Here is an 18,539-nt window from a genome sequence, read left to right as displayed (position 1 = left end):
CTTTCACAGCAGCTTGATGATGGCCACGCCGAGCAGCAGCACGGCCACGCCGGCCATGCGCAGGCCCGACACCGGGCGCTGCGGCAGCCGGAACCAGCCGTAGCGGTCGACGAACACCGACGCCACCTGCTGCCCCGCCACCGTCAGCCCGACCGCGGCCGCGGCGCCGATGGCCGGGATCGCCGTGAACACCGTCGTCACATAGGCCGCGCCCGCAAGACCGCCGAGCCAGCCCCACCACGGCATGCCGCGCAGCGCCGAGCCCTGCGGTGCGACCGCCGCAGGGGTGGGCGCACGCCGGAACAGCGTGACGAGCAGCAGCGCCAGGGCCATCGCCAGCGTCGCCACGAAGAAGCTCACCGCGCCCACCGCGAAGGGCGCGCCCAGGTCCTGCCGCAGCAGCCCGTTGACCACGCCCTGCACCGGCAGCACCGCGCCGGCCAGCAGCGCGAGCACGATCCATCCGGCCTTGCCCGCCAGCGCCTGGCGCAGGCTGCCGGCCTGTCCGGCGACGATGGCACCGGCCCCGAGCAGCACCGCCAGCGTGCCGCCGGCCATGGCCGGTGTCAGCGCCTTCGGTGCCACGCCGAGCAGGCCGAAGGTGTCGAGCGCGAACGAGGCCAGCATCTGCCCCGCGATGAACAGGCCGACCGCCACCACCGCGCCCAGGCGCGGAAACAGCAGGATGGTCGAGACCACGTAGAAGGCGCTGGCCGTGCCGCCGATCACGTGCCACCACGGCACGCCCGGCAGGCCGGCCAGCGCCGTCAGCGTGCCGGTGGCGAGCGCCACCGCCAGCAGGGCCAGCGTGCCGACCGACAACTGCAAGGTCGTGGCGGTGAAAGGGCTGCCCGTGGCCTTGGAGAGCTGGGCGTTGGCGCCGGCCTGCACCGCGAGCAGGCCCCCGGCGACGAGCGAGGCGGGAATGAAAAACGCGTCCATGGTGGTTCGACCTCCGTGTGGTGTGGATGCGGGGCAGGCGAATCGCGGCCCCTTGCGGACGACTGTAGGATCGGCACGTTTGCAAAGCCATTCGAAAAAATCGCATCCGTGGTATGCATAAATGCAGGACACAGACTGGGACGACTTTCGCGTGTTCCTGGCCGTCGGCCAGGCCGGATCGCTCTCCGGCGCCGCGCGCCAGCTGGGCGTGAACCACTCCACCGTGCTGCGGCGCCTGGGCACGCTCGAGGCGCGCATGGCGGTGCGCTTGTTCGACCGCCTGCCCGCCGGCTACGCGATGACGCTGGCCGGCGAGGCGCTGCGCGAGCGCCTGCAGGGCGTGGGCGAGCAGATCGACGCCGCGCAGCGCCACCTCATGGGGCTCGACCTGCGGCTGACCGGCGTCATCCGCATCACCAGCACCGACACCTTCATGGCCGGGCTGCTCGGGCCGATCCTGGCGGACTTCCGGGCGCTGCACCCGGGCATCGAGCTGCAGGTGGTGATGAACAACCTCTTCCTGAGCCTGACCAAGCGCGAGGCCGATGTGGCGATCCGCCCGACCAACGCCCCGCCGGACCACCTCGTCGGGCGCCGCGCGGGGCGCCTGCAGACGGCGGTGTACGCGTCGAAGGCGTACCTTGCGAAGCACCCGGCGACGACCCCGCTGGCTGCGCACGACTGGGTCGCGCCCGACGAAGGCCTGTCGCACCTGCTGCAAGCCAAGTGGCTGCGCGAACAGGTGCCGCCGGCGCGGATCGCGGCGCGCGTCGACAGCCTCGTGGGCATGACGCAGCTGGTGAAGCGCGGCCTGGGCCTGGGCATGCTCCTGTGCATGCTGGCCGATGCTGAGGAGGAGCTGGTGCAGGTCGAGCCGCCGAGGGAGGCGCTCGACACGCAGGTCTGGGTGCTGACGCATCCCGACCTGAAGGAGGTGGCGCGGATCAAGGCGTTCACCGACTTCGCCTACGCGCGGCTCGTCGCCGACGCGAAGGTGCTGGCCATGCCCTCAGGGCGGCCGGCGGCCCGCTAGAAGCCCGGGCGCCGCATGGTGCAACATCGGCGATAGACAGATTTCACGCGACCCATGACCTTGCCTGCCTCCGACCTCGTCGTCATCGACACCAACATCGCGCTCGACCTGCTGGTCTTCGAAGACCCGGCCTGGGCGCCGCTGGTCGACGACCTCGCGCGCGGCGCGCTGCGCTGGCTGGCCACGCCCGCGATGCGCAGCGAACTGGAACGCGTGCTGGGCTACCCGCTGATCGCCCGGCGCATGGCGCAGCGCGAGCTGACGATTCCGGTGGTGCTCGCGGATTTCGATGCGCGCGTGCAGCTGGTGACCGAGGTGCCGGCGCGCGCGCCCTGCGTGTGCAGCGATCCGGACGACCAGGTGTTCATCGACCTGTCCGTGGCGCACGGGGCGCAGCTGTTCAGCAAGGACAAGGCGGTGCTGTCGATGAAGAAGCGGCTGGCGCTGCGCGGGGTGGCGGTGCGGTCGGCGCTGGCCTAGGCTACGCCGGTCCGTCTCAGGCCTTGTTCAGCTCGTACCACTGCCCCAGCAAGCGCGCGACGGCCCGCACGCGCTGCGTGTCCCGCCCCCAGCGCCGGCTGGCCGGCAGCTTCTGCGCCCACTTCATGCGCCGCGCCGCATTCGCGATGCGCTCGCGCACTTCCTCGTCCACCTCCGCCAGCGCCGCATGCCAGTGTTGCCCCGCCGCCTGCGGTGCGGCGGCCTCGAGCATCATGGCCGTGGAGTGCAGGTAGCTCAGCCAGTCGCGGGCCTGGCATTCGGCCAGGGTCATGACCTCGGAGGGGTCGTCCTCGAAATCGATGTAGCCGATCACGCCGTCGGGGCACTGTACGAGGTTGCGGTCGAAGGCCTGGCTCAGGTGCTGGCCGCACAGGTGCACGGCGGCGATGGCGGCCAGGCCCTCGCGCCACACGGCGAGCAGGGCGGCCGGGCCGGCGGCGGCGGCCTGGTCGATGCGCTCCTGCAGCACCACGGTGGCGCGGCCGCTTTCGCCGAGGTCGGAAATGAGTAGCCCGTCGGCCTGCTGCGCCAGCACGATCGGCACGCGCAGGCCCGCGGCGGCCAGTTGCTTCAGGCGCCGTGCCTCGGTGGCGATGGCGGCCTCGCCGCCCGGGTTGGGCACGGGCTTGATCACGTCGAGGCCGGCCAGCCGCGCGGCCAGCGCCATCACGCGGTAGCCCCACTTGCCGTGGCGCGGGCCGGCCTTCTTGAGCCAGACGCGTTCGCTGCCGAAGCGGTGGCTGGCCACGTTCTTGGCTTGTTTGGGCAGGGTGACGCGCAGGAACTCGGCGTAGTCGCCGGGCGCCGAGCCCGGGGTGTCGTCGAGCGGCGCGGGCGCCGACGCGGCGCCCCGTTGGCTGTATAGGCGCGTCGCGGCGCCTCCTCGTCTCAGTGGATTCATGCGGCCATGGCGAAGCCCGGCGCCAGCAGCCCGTGCGGGCCCTGCGTCACGGGCTGGAAACTCTGTGCACTGGCCAGCGGCCAGTAGGTGCGGAAAACGGTGTGCTGGTTGTCCAGCGGTCCGAGCAGCGCGCCGGGCTGCACCTGCATCACCAGGTTGCTCAGCAGGCGCACCTCGGTGTCGGAGATGCGGCGCACGATGTGGTGCGCGGTGATCTGCTGCGGGTGGTCGAGGCCGGCGGCCTGCACCAGCTCCTGCAGCGCATGCAGCGTGCTGCGGTGGAAGTTGCGCACGCGGTCGGCCTTGGTCGGCACCACCAGCGCCTGCTGGCGCACCGGGTCCTGGGTGGTCACGCCCGTGGGGCAGTGGCCGGTGTGGCAGCTTTGCGCCTGGATGCAGCCCAGCGCCATCATGAAGCCGCGCGCCGCGTTGCACCAGTCGGCGCCCAGCGCCATCATGCGGGCCACGTCGAAGGCGGTGATCACCTTGGCGGCGCAGCCGATCTTGATGCGGTGGCGCAGGTTCACACCGATCAGCGTGTTGTGCACCAGCAGCAGGCCCTCCTGCAGCGGCGCGCCCACGTGGTCGCTGAACTCGACCGGCGCCGCGCCCGTGCCGCCTTCGGCACCGTCGACCACGATGAAGTCGGGCGTGATGCCGGTGGCCTGCATCGCCTTGACGATGCCGAACCATTCCCACGGATGGCCCAGGCAGAACTTGAAGCCGGTCGGCTTGCCGCCCGACAGCTCGCGCAGCCTGGCGACGAAATGCATCATCTCGGTCGGCGTGGAGAACGCGCTGTGCGACGAGGGCGAGACGCAGTCCACGCCCACCGGCACGCCGCGCGCCGCCGCGATCTCGGGCGTGACCTTGGCCGCCGGCAGCACGCCGCCGTGGCCGGGCTTGGCGCCCTGGCTGAGCTTGATCTCGATCATCTTCACCTGCGGGTCGCGCGCGTTGGCGGTGAAGCGCTCGGCGTTGAAGGTGCCGTCGTCGTTGCGGCAGCCGAAGTAGCCCGAGCCGATTTCCCAGATCAGGTCGCCGCCGTGCACGCGGTGGTGCTGCGAGATCGAGCCCTCGCCGGTGTCGTGCGCAAAGCCGCCCATCTGCGCGCCCTGGTTGAGCGCCAGGATGGCGTTGGCCGACAAGGCGCCGAAGCTCATCGCCGAAATGTTGAACACGCTCGCGCTGTAAGGCTGCGTGCAGACCTGCGCCAGGTTCGCATCGGCCGGCTGCGGCGTGCCGCCGATCACGATGCGGAAATCGTGCCCGTCCAGCTTGGTGGGCTGCATCGAGTGGTTGATCCACTCGTAGCCCGCGGCCGACACGTTCAGCTGGGTGCCGAAGGGCCGGTTGTCGGGCTCGCCCTTGGCGCGCTGGTACACCAGCGAGCGCTGGGCGCGCGAGAAGGGCGCGGCCTCGGCGTCGCTCTCGATGAAATACTGGCGGATCTCGGGGCGGATGAATTCGAGCAGAAAGCGCAGATGCCCGATGACCGGGTAGTTGCGCAGGATGGCGTGGCGCGCCTGGCGCAGGTCGTGCACACCGGTGCCGGTGAGCACCGCGAAAGCGGCCACGCCGATCCACGCGAGCCACAGGTGCGGCGAGGCCAGAACCAGCGCCAGGCAGGCGACCAGACCCAGCACACACAGGACGAACGCGCTGTAGCGTGCGGGAAACGGAATAATCGTGGGCATAGTCATCAGATGTCGGCTGGAGCCTGCTGCATCATAGAGGGCTGCCCCCAACCTGCCATGACTGCTGCCATGACGACCACACCCGACACCCCCGATACCCCTGACACCGCCCTGGCCGCCTCCTCGCAAGCCCTGGGGCCCGACGATTTCGACGCCCTGGACAGCGCGCTCGACGCCATGCGCGAGCACGACGAGGAAATTCCCCAGTGGGAGTTCTGCGAAGGCTTCATGGCCGCGCTGATCTGCACGCGCCGCCCCATCGACCCCACCGAATACTGGCCCGTGCTGCTGGGCGACCACTTCGTGCCGGCCCAGCACATGGAGTTCGTCTGGAACTGGAAGCGCCGCTGGCGCGAGATCGAGGAAGGCCTGGACGCGCCCGTCGAATCGCTCGAGGACGAGCGCAGCTGGCAGCCCGAGGTGCTCGACACCCGCGGCGCCATCGCTTCGCTGCCCGAGGAAGAGCGCGCCGAGATGGCTGCCGAAGAGATCCCTTCGTTCGCCCAGGTCTGGGCGCTGGGCTTCATGTACGCGGTCGAGAACTGGCCCGAGGACTGGGCCGCGCCGCGCGACAAGGAAGCCGCCCAGATGCTCGACGACGCGCTCGACAACATCGTCGCGCTGACCGAGGACGACACCGCCAAGCCCACGCTGTCGATGTACGACGAGAACGGCCCGCCCAGCGTGAGCCAGCAGCGCCTGGACGACTTCGGCGCCGCGATTTGGGCGGTGTACGACCTGCGCCAGCTCTGGAAGAGCCTGGGGCCGAAGGTCGAGACGATCCGCAAGGAAGCCGAACCCGGCCGCAACGATCCGTGCCCTTGCGGCAGTGGAAAAAAGTACAAGAAGTGCCACGGGGCATGAGCACACGTTTGTCCGCGGTAGTCCCGGCATGAGTGCCGTCGCGCCGGCGCAGCGCCCTGCCGCGCAACCCCTGACGCCGCAGGCGGCATGGGTCATGGTCCTCGCGCTCTGCGCAGGGGTCGCGCTCAGCCAGGCGTTCCGCACCGTCGGCGCCATCATGGCGAGCCCGCTGCAGTCGGACTTTCATCTTTCCGCCCAAGCCCTCGGCATCTTCTCGGGCGCCTTTCACTTCGCGTTCGGCGCGATGCAGCTCTTCATGGGCATCGGCATCGACCTGCACGGCGTGCGCCGCACCGTGCTCGTGGCTTTTCCGGTGGCGATTGCGGGCGCGCTGCTGTCGGCCGTGTCGCCGAACTACCTCGTGCTGGTGGCCGGGCAGGCGCTGATCGGCGTCGGCTGCGCACCGGCCTTCCTGGTGTGCACGGTGTTCATCGCGCGGCACTTTCCGGCGGCGCGTTTCGCCACCGTGTCGGGCCTGGTGCTGGCCATCGGCGGCCTGGGCATGCTGGCCACGGGCACACCGCTCGCGTGGCTGGTGCAGGCCTACTCGTGGCGCGCGGGCTTCCTGGTGCTTGCACTGGCGTCTGCGCTGGCCTGGCTCGCGATCTGGCGCTGGGTGCACGAACCCGCGTCGTCCGTGCCGCAGAAGAAAGAGTCGATTCCCGAAGCCGTGCGCCAGTTCGGCGCGCTGTTCGCGATGCCGCACACGCTGGGCATCATGGTGCTGGGTGCGGTGACGTACGCGGCCTTCATCTCGCTGCGCGGGCTGTGGCTGGGTCCGCTGATGATGGAGCGCCACGGCTACTCGCTGGTGCAAAGCGGCAACGTCGCGCTCGCGGTGTCGGTGATCGCGCTGTTCGGCTCGCCGCTGTTCGGCCGCTTCGACCGCGACGGCGCCGCGCGCCGCCGCTGGATCGTGGCGTGTGGCCTTCTCTATGCCGGCCTGTTCGCGCTCATCGCCGTGGTGCATTCCGCCTGGCTGGACATCGCGGGCATGGTGCTCATCGGCGTGCTCTCGGGCTTCATCGTCTGGCAGTACGCCGACGTGCGCGTGGCCTACCCGGCTGCGCTCACGGGCCGCGCGATGGCCGTCTTCACCATGGCGATGTTCCTGGGCGTCGCGTTCATGCAGTGGGGCACGGGCGTGGCGGCCTCGGTGGCCGCGGCGCATGGCGGTGATCCGCTGACCGCCGTGCTGGCGGTCATTGCCGCGCTGCTGGTGATCGGCATCGCGGCCTTCGCGTGGTTGCCCGCGCCGAAGGCGGCTTCCGTCAGATCTTGAAGGCGCGCTGGATGTCCGGGCGCACGAGGTCGGCGTATTCGCGGTGCTTGCGGATGTAGCCCGCGATGAACTGGCACACCGGAATCACATGCCGCCCGGCAGCGCGTGCCTCGTCGAGCACGTGCCTCGCGATGCCCGAGCCCACGCCCTTGCCTTCATGCTCGGGCAGCACCTCGGTGTGCGTGAACAGGATCGCGTCGGTCAGCAGGTTGTACTCGGCATAGGCCGCGAGCTTGCCGTCGAGCGCGGCTTCGTAGCGGTGCTGCGCTTCGTTGTTGGTGAAGGTGAGGGCGGTCGAAGAAGAAGTGGTCATGAGGGTTGGCGTGCAAGAAAAGTGGCGAGGTTGGCGGCGGCGGTGGCGCGCACCTTGTTGCGCAGCATCGGCGTCCAGCCCAGCAGCAGGCCCGGCGTGCCCAGCGCCTGCCGCGACCAGGTCCAGAACGGGAAGCTGTCGCGGTGCGTGGCGATCAGGCCGTCGGGCGTGAAGGTGAAGCGCGCGTCGATGCTGTTGTCGACCAGGCGACCGGTGGCGCTGAAGCGGTAGTGGGCGTCCCAGTGCGCGCTGCCGGTGCGGCCGTCGGCCTGCACGTCGCGCCAGCTCAGGCGCCACACGTCGGCGCCCTTGGCCTTCGTGGCCTCACAGAGCATGCGCCACATGCCGCCGATCTCGCGCCGGCCGCGCAGCGAAAAGGCCTCGTCGTCGAACACCGCGTCGGGCGCGTAGCAGGCCGCCATGGTGGCGGCGTCGAGTTGCGAGAACGCGCTGTAGAAGCGCTCGATGGTCGGGGCGTGGGTGGCTGCGGTCATGGGGCCTCGGGATGGGTGGTGCCGGATCATCGCCCGGATGCGCCGTGCAAGGAAGTGCATGGGTGATTCCGGGTGTCCCGCATTAACATGCGCCCCGATGCCGGTCCTTGCAGGGCCGGTGCCCTGGCGGTGGCGCAGAAAAACCAGAACCACAGTCGCTGCGCCCGCCGCACACAACCCGAGGGGACGCATCCATGGCCGAGGTGATCAACGACTGGCAGTTCGTCGAGGCCGTCATGGCCGCCCGCACGCTCGAGGAGGTCGCGCAGGTCAACCGCCGCGCGATGCGGGCGATGGGCTTCAACCACGGCGCCTACGTGCTCAAGCGCCCGGTGCCCGCGCCCCGTGCCGACGCCCCCGCGCAGGACGCGCTGGTGTTCTTCCACGACCTGCCCCCGGCGTGGGCCCGCACCCGCTACGAGTCGCTGCGCAGCAGCGCCGGCGAACAGGCCGACGCCCGCGTGCAGCATGTGCGCGCCGGCATGCCGGCCACCGCGTGGAGCTGGCTCGGGCAGGTGAGTCACACGCGTGCCGACATCGGGCAGCGCGCCCGCGGCCTGCTGCGCAGCGCCGGCGAGCACGGGCTGAAGGCGGGGCTGACCGTGCCGCTGTGGACGCCCGGCATCGACTGGGCCTTCATGACCCTGACCACCGACGCGACCGCCGACCTGCGTGAACTGCGTGCGACGTTGGCGCCGATGAACTACTTCGCCTCCTGCCTGCATTCGACCGTGCGCCGGCTGCAGGGCGACGCGAAGGTGCCGGTGCTGAGTGCGCGCCAGCGCGAGGTGCTGCACTGGGTGGCCGTGGGCAAGTCGACCTGGGAAATCTCCGAGATCCTGCACATCAGCGAGCGCACCGTGTACTTCCACCTCGTGGGCGCCGCCCGCAAGCTCGACACGCAGGGCCGCACCGCCACCTGCGCGCGGGCCCTGGCGCTGGGTCTGCTCACGCCCTGAGCCGGCCCGACCTACCCCTGTCGGAAACGACAGGGGGCTGCGTGGCGCCGCGCGGCGCGGTGCTGCAATCGGCCACGGGCAGGCCGTGTGTCACGCGCCCGATGCTTCAACCGATCGAGCCCATGAGAGAACGCAGAAATTTCGTGCGCCTGCTGGGCGGCGGCCTCGCGGTGGCGGCGGGCGCGACGGCCCTGGCCACCTGGTGGCTCCACGCCGACGTGCCGGCCGCCGCCTTCGAGATCTGGAACGGCCCGGGCGACGAGCCCGATGTGCGCAAGCGCGCCGTCGCCTATGCCGTCACCGCGCCCACGGCCTACAACGGCCAGCCGTGGCGGGTCGACCTGCGCGAGCCCGACGCCATCGTGCTGCACACCGACCGCGCCCGCGTGCAGCCCGCCACCGACCCCTTTGGCCGCCAGCTCATGATCGGCCACGGCGCGTTCATCGAGCTGCTGGTGATGGCGCTGGCCCAGCAGGGCGTGCAGGCGCGCGTGCAGCTGTGGCCGCAGGGCGAACTGGTGGGCGATGCGCCGCAGCAGTGGCCCGACCTGCCGGTGGCGCGTCTCACGCTGTCGCGCGGCGGCACGCCCGATCCGCTGTTCGCGCAGGTGCTGCGGCGGCGCACGCCCAAGCAGCGCTTCGACACCGGGCGCAGGGTGTCGGCCGACATGCTGCAGGGGCTCACCGCGGCCGTGGCTTCGGCTTCAAGCGGGGGCGTGCAATCGGCCGGCACCGTCGACATGGCCCGCGTGCTGCCGCTGCGCAAGCTGTGCGCGGCGGCGGCGCGCGTGGAGCTGGTCACGCCCCACACCGCGCGCGAGAACCTGCGCCTGCTGCGCATCGGACCGCAGGAAATCCTGGCGCACCGCGACGGCTTCTCGCTCAACGACCCGGCGCTGCGCATGGCGGTCGCGCTGGGGCGCTTCGACCGCGAGGTGCCGGCCGCCGAAGACAGCCTCTCCTTCCGGCAGACGCTGCGGATGTTCGAGGACCAGGCCCACACCGCGATGGGCTTCGTCTGGATCAGCACCGGCGGCAACAGCCGCAGCGAGCAGATCGCCGCGGGCCGGGCCTACGTGCGCCAGCAGCTGCGCGCCACCGACCTGGGCCTGGGCATGCAGCCGATGAGCCAGCCGCTCGAGGAGTTTCCGGAGATGGCGCCGCACCACGCGGCGGCGCACGACATGCTGATCGGCGCCGCGCCGTCGCGCCATGCGCGCAGCCCGACCGTGCAGATGATGTGCCGCCTGGGCTTTCCGACGGCGCCGGTGCCGCCCGCGCCGCGCCGGCCGGTCGGCGATTTCATGCAGGCCTGAACAGCCCGCGTGCGATCAGCGCGCCAGCAGCTGGACCAGCGTCTGCAGCGCGTAGTGCACCGTCGCCGCGCGCACCGTGGCGCGGTCGCCATCGAAGCGGCGGCGCTCGGTGCGCACCTGCCCGTCGACCGACCAGCCGAACCACACGGTGCCCACCGGCTTGTCGGGCGAGCCGCCCGCGGGGCCGGCCACGCCGGTCACGGCCACGGCAGCGCGCGCCGGTGCGCCGCGGGCAATGGCGCCTTCGGCCATCGCGCGCGCCACGGGCTCGCTGACGGCGCCGTGGGCCTCGATGAGCGCGGCGTCCACGCCGAGCATCTCGGTCTTGGCGGCGTTCGAGTAGGTGACGAAGCCGCGCTCGAACCACACGCTGGAGCCCGCGAGGTCGGTGCAGGCGCCGGCGATCAGGCCGCCGGTGCAGCTTTCGGCGGTGGCCATCATCCAGCCCCGGGCCTGCAGCCTCTCGGCCAGCGTCGCGACGAGCGCGGGGACGTCCTGTTCGGCCAAGGCGGGGGAAGCAGAAGGTTCCATCGGGTTCACCATGCGCGCCACAGCGCAATGACCAGCAGCGTGCAGAAGGCCGCCACGAGGTCGTCCAGAAGAATGCCGAAGCCGGCGCGCCACCACTGCACCCGCGCGGGGTCGTGCGGCTTGAAGGCGGCGTCGGCCCAGCCCACCGGGCCGGGCTTGGCGGCGTCGAAGTAACGGAACAGCGCAAAGGCCACGACCTGCGCCCACAGGCCGGCCGGCGTCACCAGCCAGAGCACGAGCCAGAAGGCGACGACCTCGTCCCACACGATGGCGCCGGGGTCGGACACGTTCATGTTGCGCGCAGCGACCGTGCAGGCCCACCAGCCGATCGGCAGGCCGGCCAGAATGATCCAGCCGATGGTCGCGGGCGTGAACCACAGTTGCATCACCACGAACGCGGCCCAGGCCCACAGCGTGCCCACGGTGCCCGGCGCGAAGGGCGACAGCCCCGAGCCGAAGCCCAGCGCAATGAAGTGCGCGGGGTGCGAGAGCAGGAAACGCAGGGTGGGGCGACGCATCGGGGGACGGGGCAGGGCGCCGGTGGAGGCGGAAGAGGAATCCATCGAGGAAGAAGGGGAAGAAGAAACGGCGTGCATCGGTTTCGAAGTGTCGCGCATCCTGTGCGACGGCTGCGCGCCGAAGTTTCTATTTATCAAAGCAATGGCTTGTTTAATTAAGGGGCGCCGCCTAGTATCCAGGCTCCTTTGGCGTTCTCCTTCGTTCTCATGTCGTCCTCCTCCTCTTCTCTCGATGCCGCCGCCGTTGGCGCGCCGCCGCCCACCGCCGCTTGGCGCGAGCTGTTCAGCGGGCGCAACGGCTGGCGCGCGCTGGCGCTGACCGGTGGCGTCGCGCTGCACGCGGTCAACGTCCACATCGTGACCACCGTGCTGCCCTCGGTGGTGCGCGAGATCGGCGGGCTCGACTGGTACGCCTGGAGCACGACCTTGTTCGTGGTCGGCTCGATCCTCGGTGCCACGCTCTCGGTGCGGCTCTTGGCCGCGCGCGGGCCGCGCGGCGCCTGCCTCACGGCGCTGGCCGTGTTCACCGCCGGCTCGGTGGGCTGCGCGCTGGCGCCGGCCATGCCGTGGCTGCTCACGGGGCGCACGGTGCAGGGCCTGGGCGGCGGGTTGCTGGCGGCGTTGAGCTACGGGCTGATCCAGCGCGTGTTCGAACCCCGGCTGTGGCCGCGCGCGGTGGCGCTGGTGTCGGGCATGTGGGGCGTGGCCACGCTGTGCGGGCCGGCCGTGGGCGGGCTGTTCGCGCAGGCCGGCCACTGGCGCTGGGCCTTCTGGGCGCTGCTGCCGGTGGCGGCGGCGCAGGCGCTGCTGGTGGCGGTGCAGTTGCGGCCCGCGGCCGGCATCCGGCATGACCGGCCGGCGCAGATGCCGCGCGTGCCGGCGCCGCAGATCGCGCTGCTGGCGCTGTCGGTGCTGGTGATCGCGGCCAGCGGTTTCTGGCCCGGCCTCGCGGGGCAGGCGGTGGGCGTGGCGTTGGGACTGGCCATCGGCTTCGCCGCCACCCGTATCGACCGACGCGCCGGCGCGGTGCGCCTGCTGCCGACCGGCGCCTACGCGCTCGGCACGCCGCTGGGCGCGATCTACGCGAGCGTGGCGCTGCTGCTGATCGGCACCACCACCGAGATCTTCGTGCCCTACTTCCTGCAGCTGCTGCACGGCCACTCGCCGCTCATGGCGGGCTACCTCACGGCGGCGATGGCGGGCGGCTGGAGCATCGGCTCGCTGACCTCGTCGGGCCGCAATGGCGCGGGCGCCGACCGCATGCTGCGCGCCGGGCCGGTGGTCTGCACCGCAGGCCTGCTGGCGCTTGCGTGGCTGCTGCCGACGCCGGGGGCGCTCGAGGCCCACGTCGAGACCTCGCTCGTGGCTGTGGCGCTGGCCGCGGTCGGCTTCGGCGTGGGCATCGGCTGGCCGCACCTGCTGACGCGCGTGATGGCGCTGGCGCCGCGCGGCGAAGAGGGGCTGGCCTCCGCCTCGATCACGACCGTGCAGCTGTACGGCATGGCCGTCGGCGCGGCCGTGGCCGGGCTGGTGGCGAATGCGGCGGGGCTCACGGTGCCCGGCGGTGTGGACGGCGCGCGATCGGCCGCAATCTGGTTGTTCGCCGTCTTCGCGCTGGCGCCTGCCATCGCCGCGTGGCTGGCGTGGCGCGCGGTGGCGCGGCGCTAGGCGAGCACGCCTTCCCAGGCCAGCGCGCGCCGGCGTCCACGTTCGCGGCGCGTTTCGCCCCGCAAGGTGGCGACGAGGTCATACACATCGGCCGGCAGGTGCGCGCCGCGCCACGCGATGTGCTGGTCGGCGCGGCACATCACGAGGCGGTGCGCATAGGCCTTGGGCAGGCTCGCGGTCTCGATGTCGAGCACCGTGAGCGGCATGCGGTAGGCAGCTGCGGCGCGCTCCAGCGGCCGCACGTCCACGCTGCGGTCGAAGCGCAGCAGCGTGTAGCCCGGGCCGAAGGCGTCGTACAGCGAGCGCCCGTCGGCCAGCCAGAAGTGCGGCGCGCGGCAGCCGGGCACGGTGGAGGGCGTGAACTCGCCCATCGAGTACGGCGGCGCGCGGTGCTCGCCGTCGGGCACGATGATCGGCGAGCCGGTGTAGAAGTAGCCGAAGTTGAGCCCGCCGCAGCAGAACTGCTGCACGTTGAGTGCATAGGCCTCGCGGCCGATCTCGGCGCGCTGCGCGTCGCCCGCCGGGCCGGGCGCCTCGATGTCGGGCGGCACGGCGCGGCGCGCGCGGATCATCTTCTGCGCATGGTCCATCGCGAACTGCGACACCTGCTCGGTGATCGGCAGCCGCTCGGCCTCGTAGGCGTCGAGGATGGCCTCGTCGCCCCAGCCCTGCACGCAGGCACCCAGCAGCCACGAGAGGTTGAGCGCGTCGGCGATGCCGGCGTTCATGCCGTAGCCCGCGTAGGGCACCCACAGGTGCGCGGCGTCGCCCGCGAGGAACACGCGGCCGTCGCGAAAGCGCGTGGCCACGAGGCGCCGGCCGATCCAGTCTTCCTTACTGATGATGTCGTAGTGGAAGTCGGGCCCCACGCCCAAAATCTCGCGGATCGAGGTGTCGCGGTCGACCGAGTCGAACTCGGGCTCTTCTGCGTTCAGGTGGTTGTGCACCAGCCAGGTCTCGTGGCCGTCGATGGCGAACATCGTGCCGCAGCGGCGCGGGTTCATCGCGTAGTACGACCACGCGGGCTTGCCCGGAATCATGTCGCGCAGCTGCGGTGCGCGGATGAAGGTCGACTGCACGCGCTGGATGACGGCCGTGCCTTCGAGCTTGGCGCCGATCTGCTTGCGCACCGGCGAGCTGCCGCCGTCGCAGCCGACCATGTAGCGGCAGCGGATGCTGCGCGTGGCGCCGCTGTCCATGTCGGTGGCAACGGCGCTCACGCCGTCGGCATCCTGCGTGAAGCGCTCGAAGCGTGTGCGGTTGAGCAGCGTCACGCCCGGCAATGCGGCCGTGTGCTTCAGCAGAATCGGCTCGAGGTAGATCTGGTTGATGCGGTGCGGCGGCTCCGGCGTGGGCCACCATGCGTCGGGGCCTTCGGTCTCGGTGTAGCGGTCGCGCCGGCACGGAATGGGAATGCGCGTGAGCTCGGTGCCCGTCACCGTGGTGCGAAACACCACGTCGTTCGGGTGGTCGGCCGGCAGCCCGGCATCGCGCAGCTGCTGCGCCACGCCCAGGCGGCGGAACTGCTCCATGGTGCGCGAGGCCACGTGGTTGCACTTCACGTTCGGTGGCTCGGCGAAGCGGCGCGTCTCGCACAGGATCACCGAGACGCCGCGCGAGGCCAGGTCCATCGCCAGCGTGAGGCCAACGGGGCCGGCGCCGACGATCAGCACGTCGGCTTGCATCGAGGTGTCGGCGGTCTTCGTCATGTCTCTATCGGCTTGTCGTTCAATCGAGCTTGATGTGGGCGTCCTGGATCACCTGGGCCCACTTCTTCGTCTCGGCGCGGATGTAGCTGTCGAAGGATTCGACCGAGCCCGGCGCCGGCTCCACGCCGAGCGCGCGCATCGCGGTCTTCACCTGCTCGTCGCCGAGCGCCGCGTTGAGCTCGGCATTGAGCCGCGCCACCACCGGCGCCGGCGTGCCGGCCGGCGCGACCACGCCGAACCAGCCGGTCGAGTCGTAGCCCGGCAGGCCGGCCTCGGCCACCGTCGGCACCTCGGGCAGCATCGGCAGGCGCTGCGGGCTGGTCACGGCAAAGGCGATCAGCTTGCCGGCGCGGATCTGCTGCAGCGACGACGGCAGGTCGACCACCGCCAGCGGAATCTGCCCGCCGAGCACGTCGAGCGCCGCCGGGCCCGAGCCGCGGTAGGGCACCTCGACCAGCCGCGTGCCCGCCATCTGGTTGAACAGCGCCGCCGACAGGTGCATGGCCGTGCCGTTGCCGCCGTGGCCGATCGACAGCGCGCCCGGCTTCGCCTTGGCCAGCGCGATGAGTTCGCGCTGCGTCTTCGCGGCCACCGACGGGTGGCCCACCAGCACGAAGGGAATGGCCGCCAGCATGCCTACGGGCTTGAGGTCTTTCTGCGGATCGAAGGGCATCTGCGGGTACAGGCTCACGTTGGCCGCCAGCGCGCCCGCCGCGCCCACGCCCAGCGTGTAGCCGTCGCCCGGCGCCTTGGCCACCAGCGTCAGCCCCACGTTGCCGCCCGCGCCGGGGCGGTTGTCGACCACCACCTGCTGGCCCAGCTTCTCGTTCAGGCGCGGCACCAGCATGCGCACTACGCCGTCGGCGCTGCCGCCGGGCGGGAAGGTCACGACCATGCGGATCGGCTTGGTGGGGAAATCGCCCGCCGGGGCTTGTGCCAGGGCGGTGCCGGCCACCAGCGCGCCGGCCACGGTCCACAGCAGTTGCCTGCGTCGCCCACGAAATGCGTGCATGCCGCGGGCGATGGGTGCTGTCATTCGGGCCTCTCCTTGAATTCGGTGCTTTGATCGGAGATTGAACGATGGCAGCATTCATTCGTAAATCAAGAAATTCCGAATGATTTTTCAAATTTTCTGATGAATACGAACTTCAGTCCTACGATCCGCCAGCTGCGTGCGTTCCTCGCGGTCTACCAGCTGCGCAAGCTGGGCGCCGCGGCCACGCGGCTGTTCGTCACGCAGTCGGCCGTGAGCATGCTGATCCGCCAGCTCGAAGAGGGCCTGGGCACGCGCCTGTTCGACCGCACCACGCGCGCGCTCAAGCCCACGGCCGCAGCCGAACAGATGATTTCCACCGTCGAGCGCGTGCTGCGCGACGTCGATTCGCTCTCGGCCGATTTCCGCGAACTCGCCACGCTGGAACGGGGGCGCGTGACGCTGGCCATCACGCCCACGCTGGCCGGGTTTTTATTGCCCGATGCGCTGCGCGCCTTCGGCGAGCAGCACCCGAAAGTTCGCGTGCTGGTGAACGACTGCGCGCCCGACCAGTTCCTGTCGCGCATCCTCGGCGAGCACGTCGACTTCGGCATCGGCACGCCCGAGCGGCCCGGCCCCGAGGTCGAGGTGCAGCGCCTCATGCGCGATCACCTCGCCGTGGTGTGCCGCACCGACCACCCGCTGGCCAAGGCGCGCGTGGTGCGCTGGTCGGACCTGGGGCGCCACCCGGTCATCACCGTGCGCCCCGGCTACGGCGTGCGCCCGCTGATCGACGGCACGGCGGCGGAGGCCGGCGTGACGCTCGACGTGGTGAACGAGGTGTCCTTCCTGTCCACCGCGCTGTGGATGACCGCGGCCGGCATGGGCGCGTCGATCATGCCGTCGGCCTTCGCGCGCGCCGAGAAGAACCCGGTGCTCGTGGTGAAGGTGCTCAGCGCCCCGCGCGTGGTGCGCGACATCTCCATCGTCACCAAGCGCGGCCATTCGCTGTCGGCGGCGGCGCGGGCGTTCATCGAGGCGTTGAAGCAGAGCCTGCAGTAGCCGTGGGCGCGGGCCGGTCGTATGCTGGCCGGTCTTTTTTCTTTGCGCGAAAGCAGGTGCCCCATGACCACAACCACACGGTCCCGTTTCTCTTCCGCATGGCTGGTCCTGGCATTCGGCCTGATGCTGTCGATGCTGCTCGTGGCCTGCGGCAACAAGGAGGCCGAGCAGCGCAGCGCCTTCATCGCCTACCTGCAGACCCGCGTGCTCGACAAGCCCGGCTTGCGCGTGCCCACGCCCACCGCCGAAGAAAAAGCCTCATTCGGCGACTACGCGCAGCACTACGCGGTGATCACCGATTTCAACGAAGGCATGAACAAGTCGGTGAGCCAGCCGATGACGCAGGTCATGAACAAGGGCGCGCTGCGCTCGTTCGTCGATCTGCCGGCACGCCGTGACGATCTCAAGGCCGCCAAGGAGGGCCTGGGCGGCCTTCGCACCGCGCTCGATCAGCAGTTGGCCAAGGCCGATGCGGCACGCGCGCAACTCAAGCAGCCCGACGACCTGAAGCAGGTCTATGCCAAGGCCTACGAGAAGACCGTGACCACGCCCGCCACCACGTTCAAGGAGGTGTTCCCTCCGGTCGACGCCGTGATCGACAGTGCGTTGGCCATCGCCGATTTCATGGAGAAGAACAAGTCGAAGCTTCGGGTTTCCGGCGGCACGCTCACCGTGACCGACCCGGCCGTGGGGGACGAACTCAACAAGATGGCGCAGCAAATGGGCAAGCAGTCGGCGGCGATCAACACCGCGCAGGACAAGATGCGCGCGGTGATGCGCGGCTCTTGATCAGACGAAGTGGTCGAAGGAGCCGAAGCGCTGTGACACCGGCGCGCCGCTCGCATCGACGATGCGCAGCCCCGCGTCCGCCTCGATGCGGCCGATGCGCGTCACGCGCGTGGCGCTGTTCACGCCGGCCTGCAGGACTGCATCGCGGGCCGAGGCCGGCGCAGTGAACACCAGCTCGTAGTCGTCGCCGCCCGAGAGCGCGCAGGTGCGCAGCGCCTCGGTGGGCAGGCCGGCGGTGTCGACCGCGATCAGCGCGGTAGTGGCGTCGGCATCGAGCGTGGCGCCCACGCCGCTGGCCGCGAGGATGTGGCCCAGGTCGCCGATCAGGCCGTCGCTCACGTCCACCGCCGAGGTGGCGATGCCGCGCAGCGCCTGGCCCAGCGCCACGCGCGGCGTGGGCTGTTCCATGCGCGCGCGGGCCTGCGCGAAGGCCTCGGCGGGCAGGCTCAGCGTGCCGCGGAACACCTCGAGCGCCAGCCGCGCATCGCCGAGCGAGCCGCTCACCCACAGGTCGTCGCCCGCGCGCGCGCCCGAGCGCAGCAGCGCGGCGCCGGCCGGCACCTCGCCGAACACGGTGATGCAGATGTTGAGCGGGCCGCGCGTGGTGTCGCCGCCCACCAGCTCGCAGCCGTGGGCGTCGGCCAGCGCGAACAGGCCACGCGAAAAACCTTCGAGCCAGAGCTCGTCCACGCCGGGCAGCGCCAGCGCCAGCGTGAAGGCCAGCGGCTTCGCGCCGCAGGCGGCCAGGTCGCTGAGGTTCACGGCCAGCGCCTTGTGGCCCAGCCGGGCCGGCTCCACGGTCGAGAGAAAGTGCCGCCCCTCCACCAGCATGTCGGAGGACACGGCGAGCTGCATGCCCGCGGCCGGCGCGAGCAAGGCGCAGTCGTCGCCCACGCCCAGCGGCGAGCGCGTGGCGGGACGTTTGAAATAGCGTGTGATCAGGTCGAATTCACCCATGGGTGCGAGAGCATAACGACCTGGCGCGGG

Annotated in this window: 19 protein-coding genes; 9 read left to right on the top strand and 10 right to left on the bottom strand. The window is 71.0% G+C overall.

Features of this window, described 5'->3' with window-relative positions:
- Positions 1-3 precede the first annotated feature (3 nt).
- Positions 4-942: a DMT family transporter gene (locus FFI97_RS24195; protein WP_139702169.1), complete on the bottom strand. Its 939-nt coding sequence runs from the start codon at positions 940-942 to the stop codon at positions 4-6.
- Positions 943-1,063: 121 nt separating this feature from the next.
- Here FFI97_RS24195 and FFI97_RS24190 point away from each other — a divergent pair, with 121 nt between their 5' ends.
- Together FFI97_RS24190 and FFI97_RS24185 are read left to right on the top strand one after the other, a co-directional pair.
- A complete protein-coding gene (locus FFI97_RS24190; protein ID WP_139702168.1) occupies positions 1,064-1,975 on the top strand; it encodes a LysR family transcriptional regulator in 912 nt (303 codons plus the stop codon).
- A gap of 54 nt (positions 1,976-2,029) precedes the next feature.
- Positions 2,030-2,455 carry a putative toxin-antitoxin system toxin component, PIN family gene (locus FFI97_RS24185; RefSeq protein WP_139702167.1) on the top strand — a complete coding sequence of 142 codons (426 nt, stop codon included), beginning with the start codon at positions 2,030-2,032 and terminating at the stop codon, positions 2,453-2,455.
- Positions 2,456-2,471: 16 nt separating this feature from the next.
- Here the strand turns inward: FFI97_RS24185 and FFI97_RS24180 are convergent, their stop codons facing one another.
- Both FFI97_RS24180 and FFI97_RS24175 read right to left on the bottom strand, forming a co-directional pair.
- Entirely contained in the window at positions 2,472-3,377 is a 906-nt protein-coding gene (locus tag FFI97_RS24180) for a hypothetical protein (RefSeq protein WP_139702166.1), read from the bottom strand.
- A complete protein-coding gene (locus FFI97_RS24175; protein WP_139702234.1) occupies positions 3,374-5,074 on the bottom strand; it encodes an FMN-binding glutamate synthase family protein in 1,701 nt (566 codons plus the stop codon). The genes FFI97_RS24180 and FFI97_RS24175 overlap by 4 nt, the downstream gene beginning before the upstream one ends.
- Positions 5,075-5,143: 69 nt before the next feature.
- Between FFI97_RS24175 and FFI97_RS24170 the strand changes: the two genes are divergently transcribed.
- Together FFI97_RS24170 and FFI97_RS24165 are read left to right on the top strand one after the other, a co-directional pair.
- Positions 5,144-5,938 (top strand): YecA family protein, encoded by a 795-nt coding sequence (locus FFI97_RS24170; RefSeq protein ID WP_139702165.1) that lies wholly within the window; start codon positions 5,144-5,146, stop codon positions 5,936-5,938.
- Between the two features lie 94 nt (positions 5,939-6,032).
- Complete coding sequence (locus FFI97_RS24165; RefSeq protein ID WP_139702233.1) at positions 6,033-7,220, top strand: MFS transporter; 1,188 nt, start codon at positions 6,033-6,035, stop codon at positions 7,218-7,220.
- On the opposite strand, the gene FFI97_RS24160 is transcribed toward FFI97_RS24165, so the two are convergent.
- Together FFI97_RS24160 and FFI97_RS24155 are read right to left on the bottom strand one after the other, a co-directional pair.
- Positions 7,210-7,533, bottom strand: coding sequence for a GNAT family N-acetyltransferase (locus tag FFI97_RS24160; RefSeq protein ID WP_139702164.1), 324 nt, complete (start codon positions 7,531-7,533; stop codon positions 7,210-7,212). The two genes, FFI97_RS24165 and FFI97_RS24160, sit on opposite strands and share 11 nt — an antisense overlap.
- On the bottom strand, positions 7,530-8,027 hold the full coding sequence (locus tag FFI97_RS24155) for a nuclear transport factor 2 family protein (RefSeq protein ID WP_139702163.1): 498 nt from the start codon (positions 8,025-8,027) through the stop codon (positions 7,530-7,532). Before FFI97_RS24155 ends, FFI97_RS24160 begins: the two co-directional genes overlap by 4 nt.
- A 194-nt stretch (positions 8,028-8,221) precedes the next feature.
- Here FFI97_RS24155 and FFI97_RS34100 point away from each other — a divergent pair, with 194 nt between their 5' ends.
- Both FFI97_RS34100 and FFI97_RS24145 read left to right on the top strand, forming a co-directional pair.
- The gene (locus FFI97_RS34100; RefSeq protein ID WP_139702162.1) at positions 8,222-8,986 is read left to right on the top strand and encodes a helix-turn-helix transcriptional regulator; all 765 of its coding nucleotides are present in this window, start codon (positions 8,222-8,224) and stop codon (positions 8,984-8,986) included.
- Between the two features lie 122 nt (positions 8,987-9,108).
- Complete coding sequence (locus FFI97_RS24145) at positions 9,109-10,302, top strand: Acg family FMN-binding oxidoreductase (RefSeq protein WP_260685135.1); 1,194 nt, start codon at positions 9,109-9,111, stop codon at positions 10,300-10,302.
- Positions 10,303-10,317: 15 nt separating this feature from the next.
- Here FFI97_RS24145 and FFI97_RS24140 read toward each other — a convergent pair whose 3' ends face one another.
- Positions 10,318-10,845 (bottom strand): CinA family protein, encoded by a 528-nt coding sequence (locus tag FFI97_RS24140; protein ID WP_095747412.1) that lies wholly within the window; start codon positions 10,843-10,845, stop codon positions 10,318-10,320.
- Positions 10,839-11,396, bottom strand: coding sequence for a phosphatidylglycerophosphatase A (locus tag FFI97_RS24135; RefSeq protein WP_260685134.1), 558 nt, complete (start codon positions 11,394-11,396; stop codon positions 10,839-10,841). The genes FFI97_RS24140 and FFI97_RS24135 overlap by 7 nt, the downstream gene beginning before the upstream one ends.
- 162 nt (positions 11,397-11,558) lie before the next feature.
- On the opposite strand from FFI97_RS24135, the gene FFI97_RS24130 reads away from it, so the two are divergent.
- The gene (locus tag FFI97_RS24130) at positions 11,559-13,019 is read left to right on the top strand and encodes an MFS transporter (protein WP_139702159.1); all 1,461 of its coding nucleotides are present in this window, start codon (positions 11,559-11,561) and stop codon (positions 13,017-13,019) included.
- On the opposite strand, the gene FFI97_RS24125 is transcribed toward FFI97_RS24130, so the two are convergent.
- Both FFI97_RS24125 and FFI97_RS24120 read right to left on the bottom strand, forming a co-directional pair.
- Positions 13,016-14,728, bottom strand: a complete 1,713-nt coding sequence (locus FFI97_RS24125; protein WP_139702158.1) for an FAD-dependent oxidoreductase — start codon at positions 14,726-14,728, stop codon at positions 13,016-13,018. The two genes, FFI97_RS24130 and FFI97_RS24125, sit on opposite strands and share 4 nt — an antisense overlap.
- Positions 14,729-14,747: 19 nt before the next feature.
- The gene (locus FFI97_RS24120) at positions 14,748-15,764 is read right to left on the bottom strand and encodes a Bug family tripartite tricarboxylate transporter substrate binding protein (protein ID WP_139702157.1); all 1,017 of its coding nucleotides are present in this window, start codon (positions 15,762-15,764) and stop codon (positions 14,748-14,750) included.
- 99 nt (positions 15,765-15,863) lie between these two features.
- On the opposite strand from FFI97_RS24120, the gene FFI97_RS24115 reads away from it, so the two are divergent.
- Together FFI97_RS24115 and FFI97_RS24110 are read left to right on the top strand one after the other, a co-directional pair.
- Positions 15,864-16,763 carry a LysR family transcriptional regulator gene (locus FFI97_RS24115; RefSeq protein ID WP_095743373.1) on the top strand — a complete coding sequence of 300 codons (900 nt, stop codon included), beginning with the start codon at positions 15,864-15,866 and terminating at the stop codon, positions 16,761-16,763.
- A gap of 63 nt (positions 16,764-16,826) precedes the next feature.
- The gene (locus FFI97_RS24110) at positions 16,827-17,552 is read left to right on the top strand and encodes a DUF3053 domain-containing protein (protein ID WP_139702156.1); all 726 of its coding nucleotides are present in this window, start codon (positions 16,827-16,829) and stop codon (positions 17,550-17,552) included.
- On the opposite strand, the gene thiL is transcribed toward FFI97_RS24110, so the two are convergent.
- Positions 17,553-18,509, bottom strand: coding sequence for a thiamine-phosphate kinase (gene thiL / locus FFI97_RS24105; RefSeq protein ID WP_139702155.1), 957 nt, complete (start codon positions 18,507-18,509; stop codon positions 17,553-17,555).
- Positions 18,510-18,539 lie beyond the last annotated feature (30 nt).

The organism is Variovorax sp. KBS0712 (assembly GCF_006323185.2).
In the GTDB taxonomy this organism is placed as follows: domain Bacteria; phylum Pseudomonadota; class Gammaproteobacteria; order Burkholderiales; family Burkholderiaceae_C; genus Variovorax; species Variovorax boronicumulans.
The sequence above is the reverse complement of the archived record's forward strand: the minus strand, read 5'-3'. Positions and strand labels throughout refer to the sequence as shown.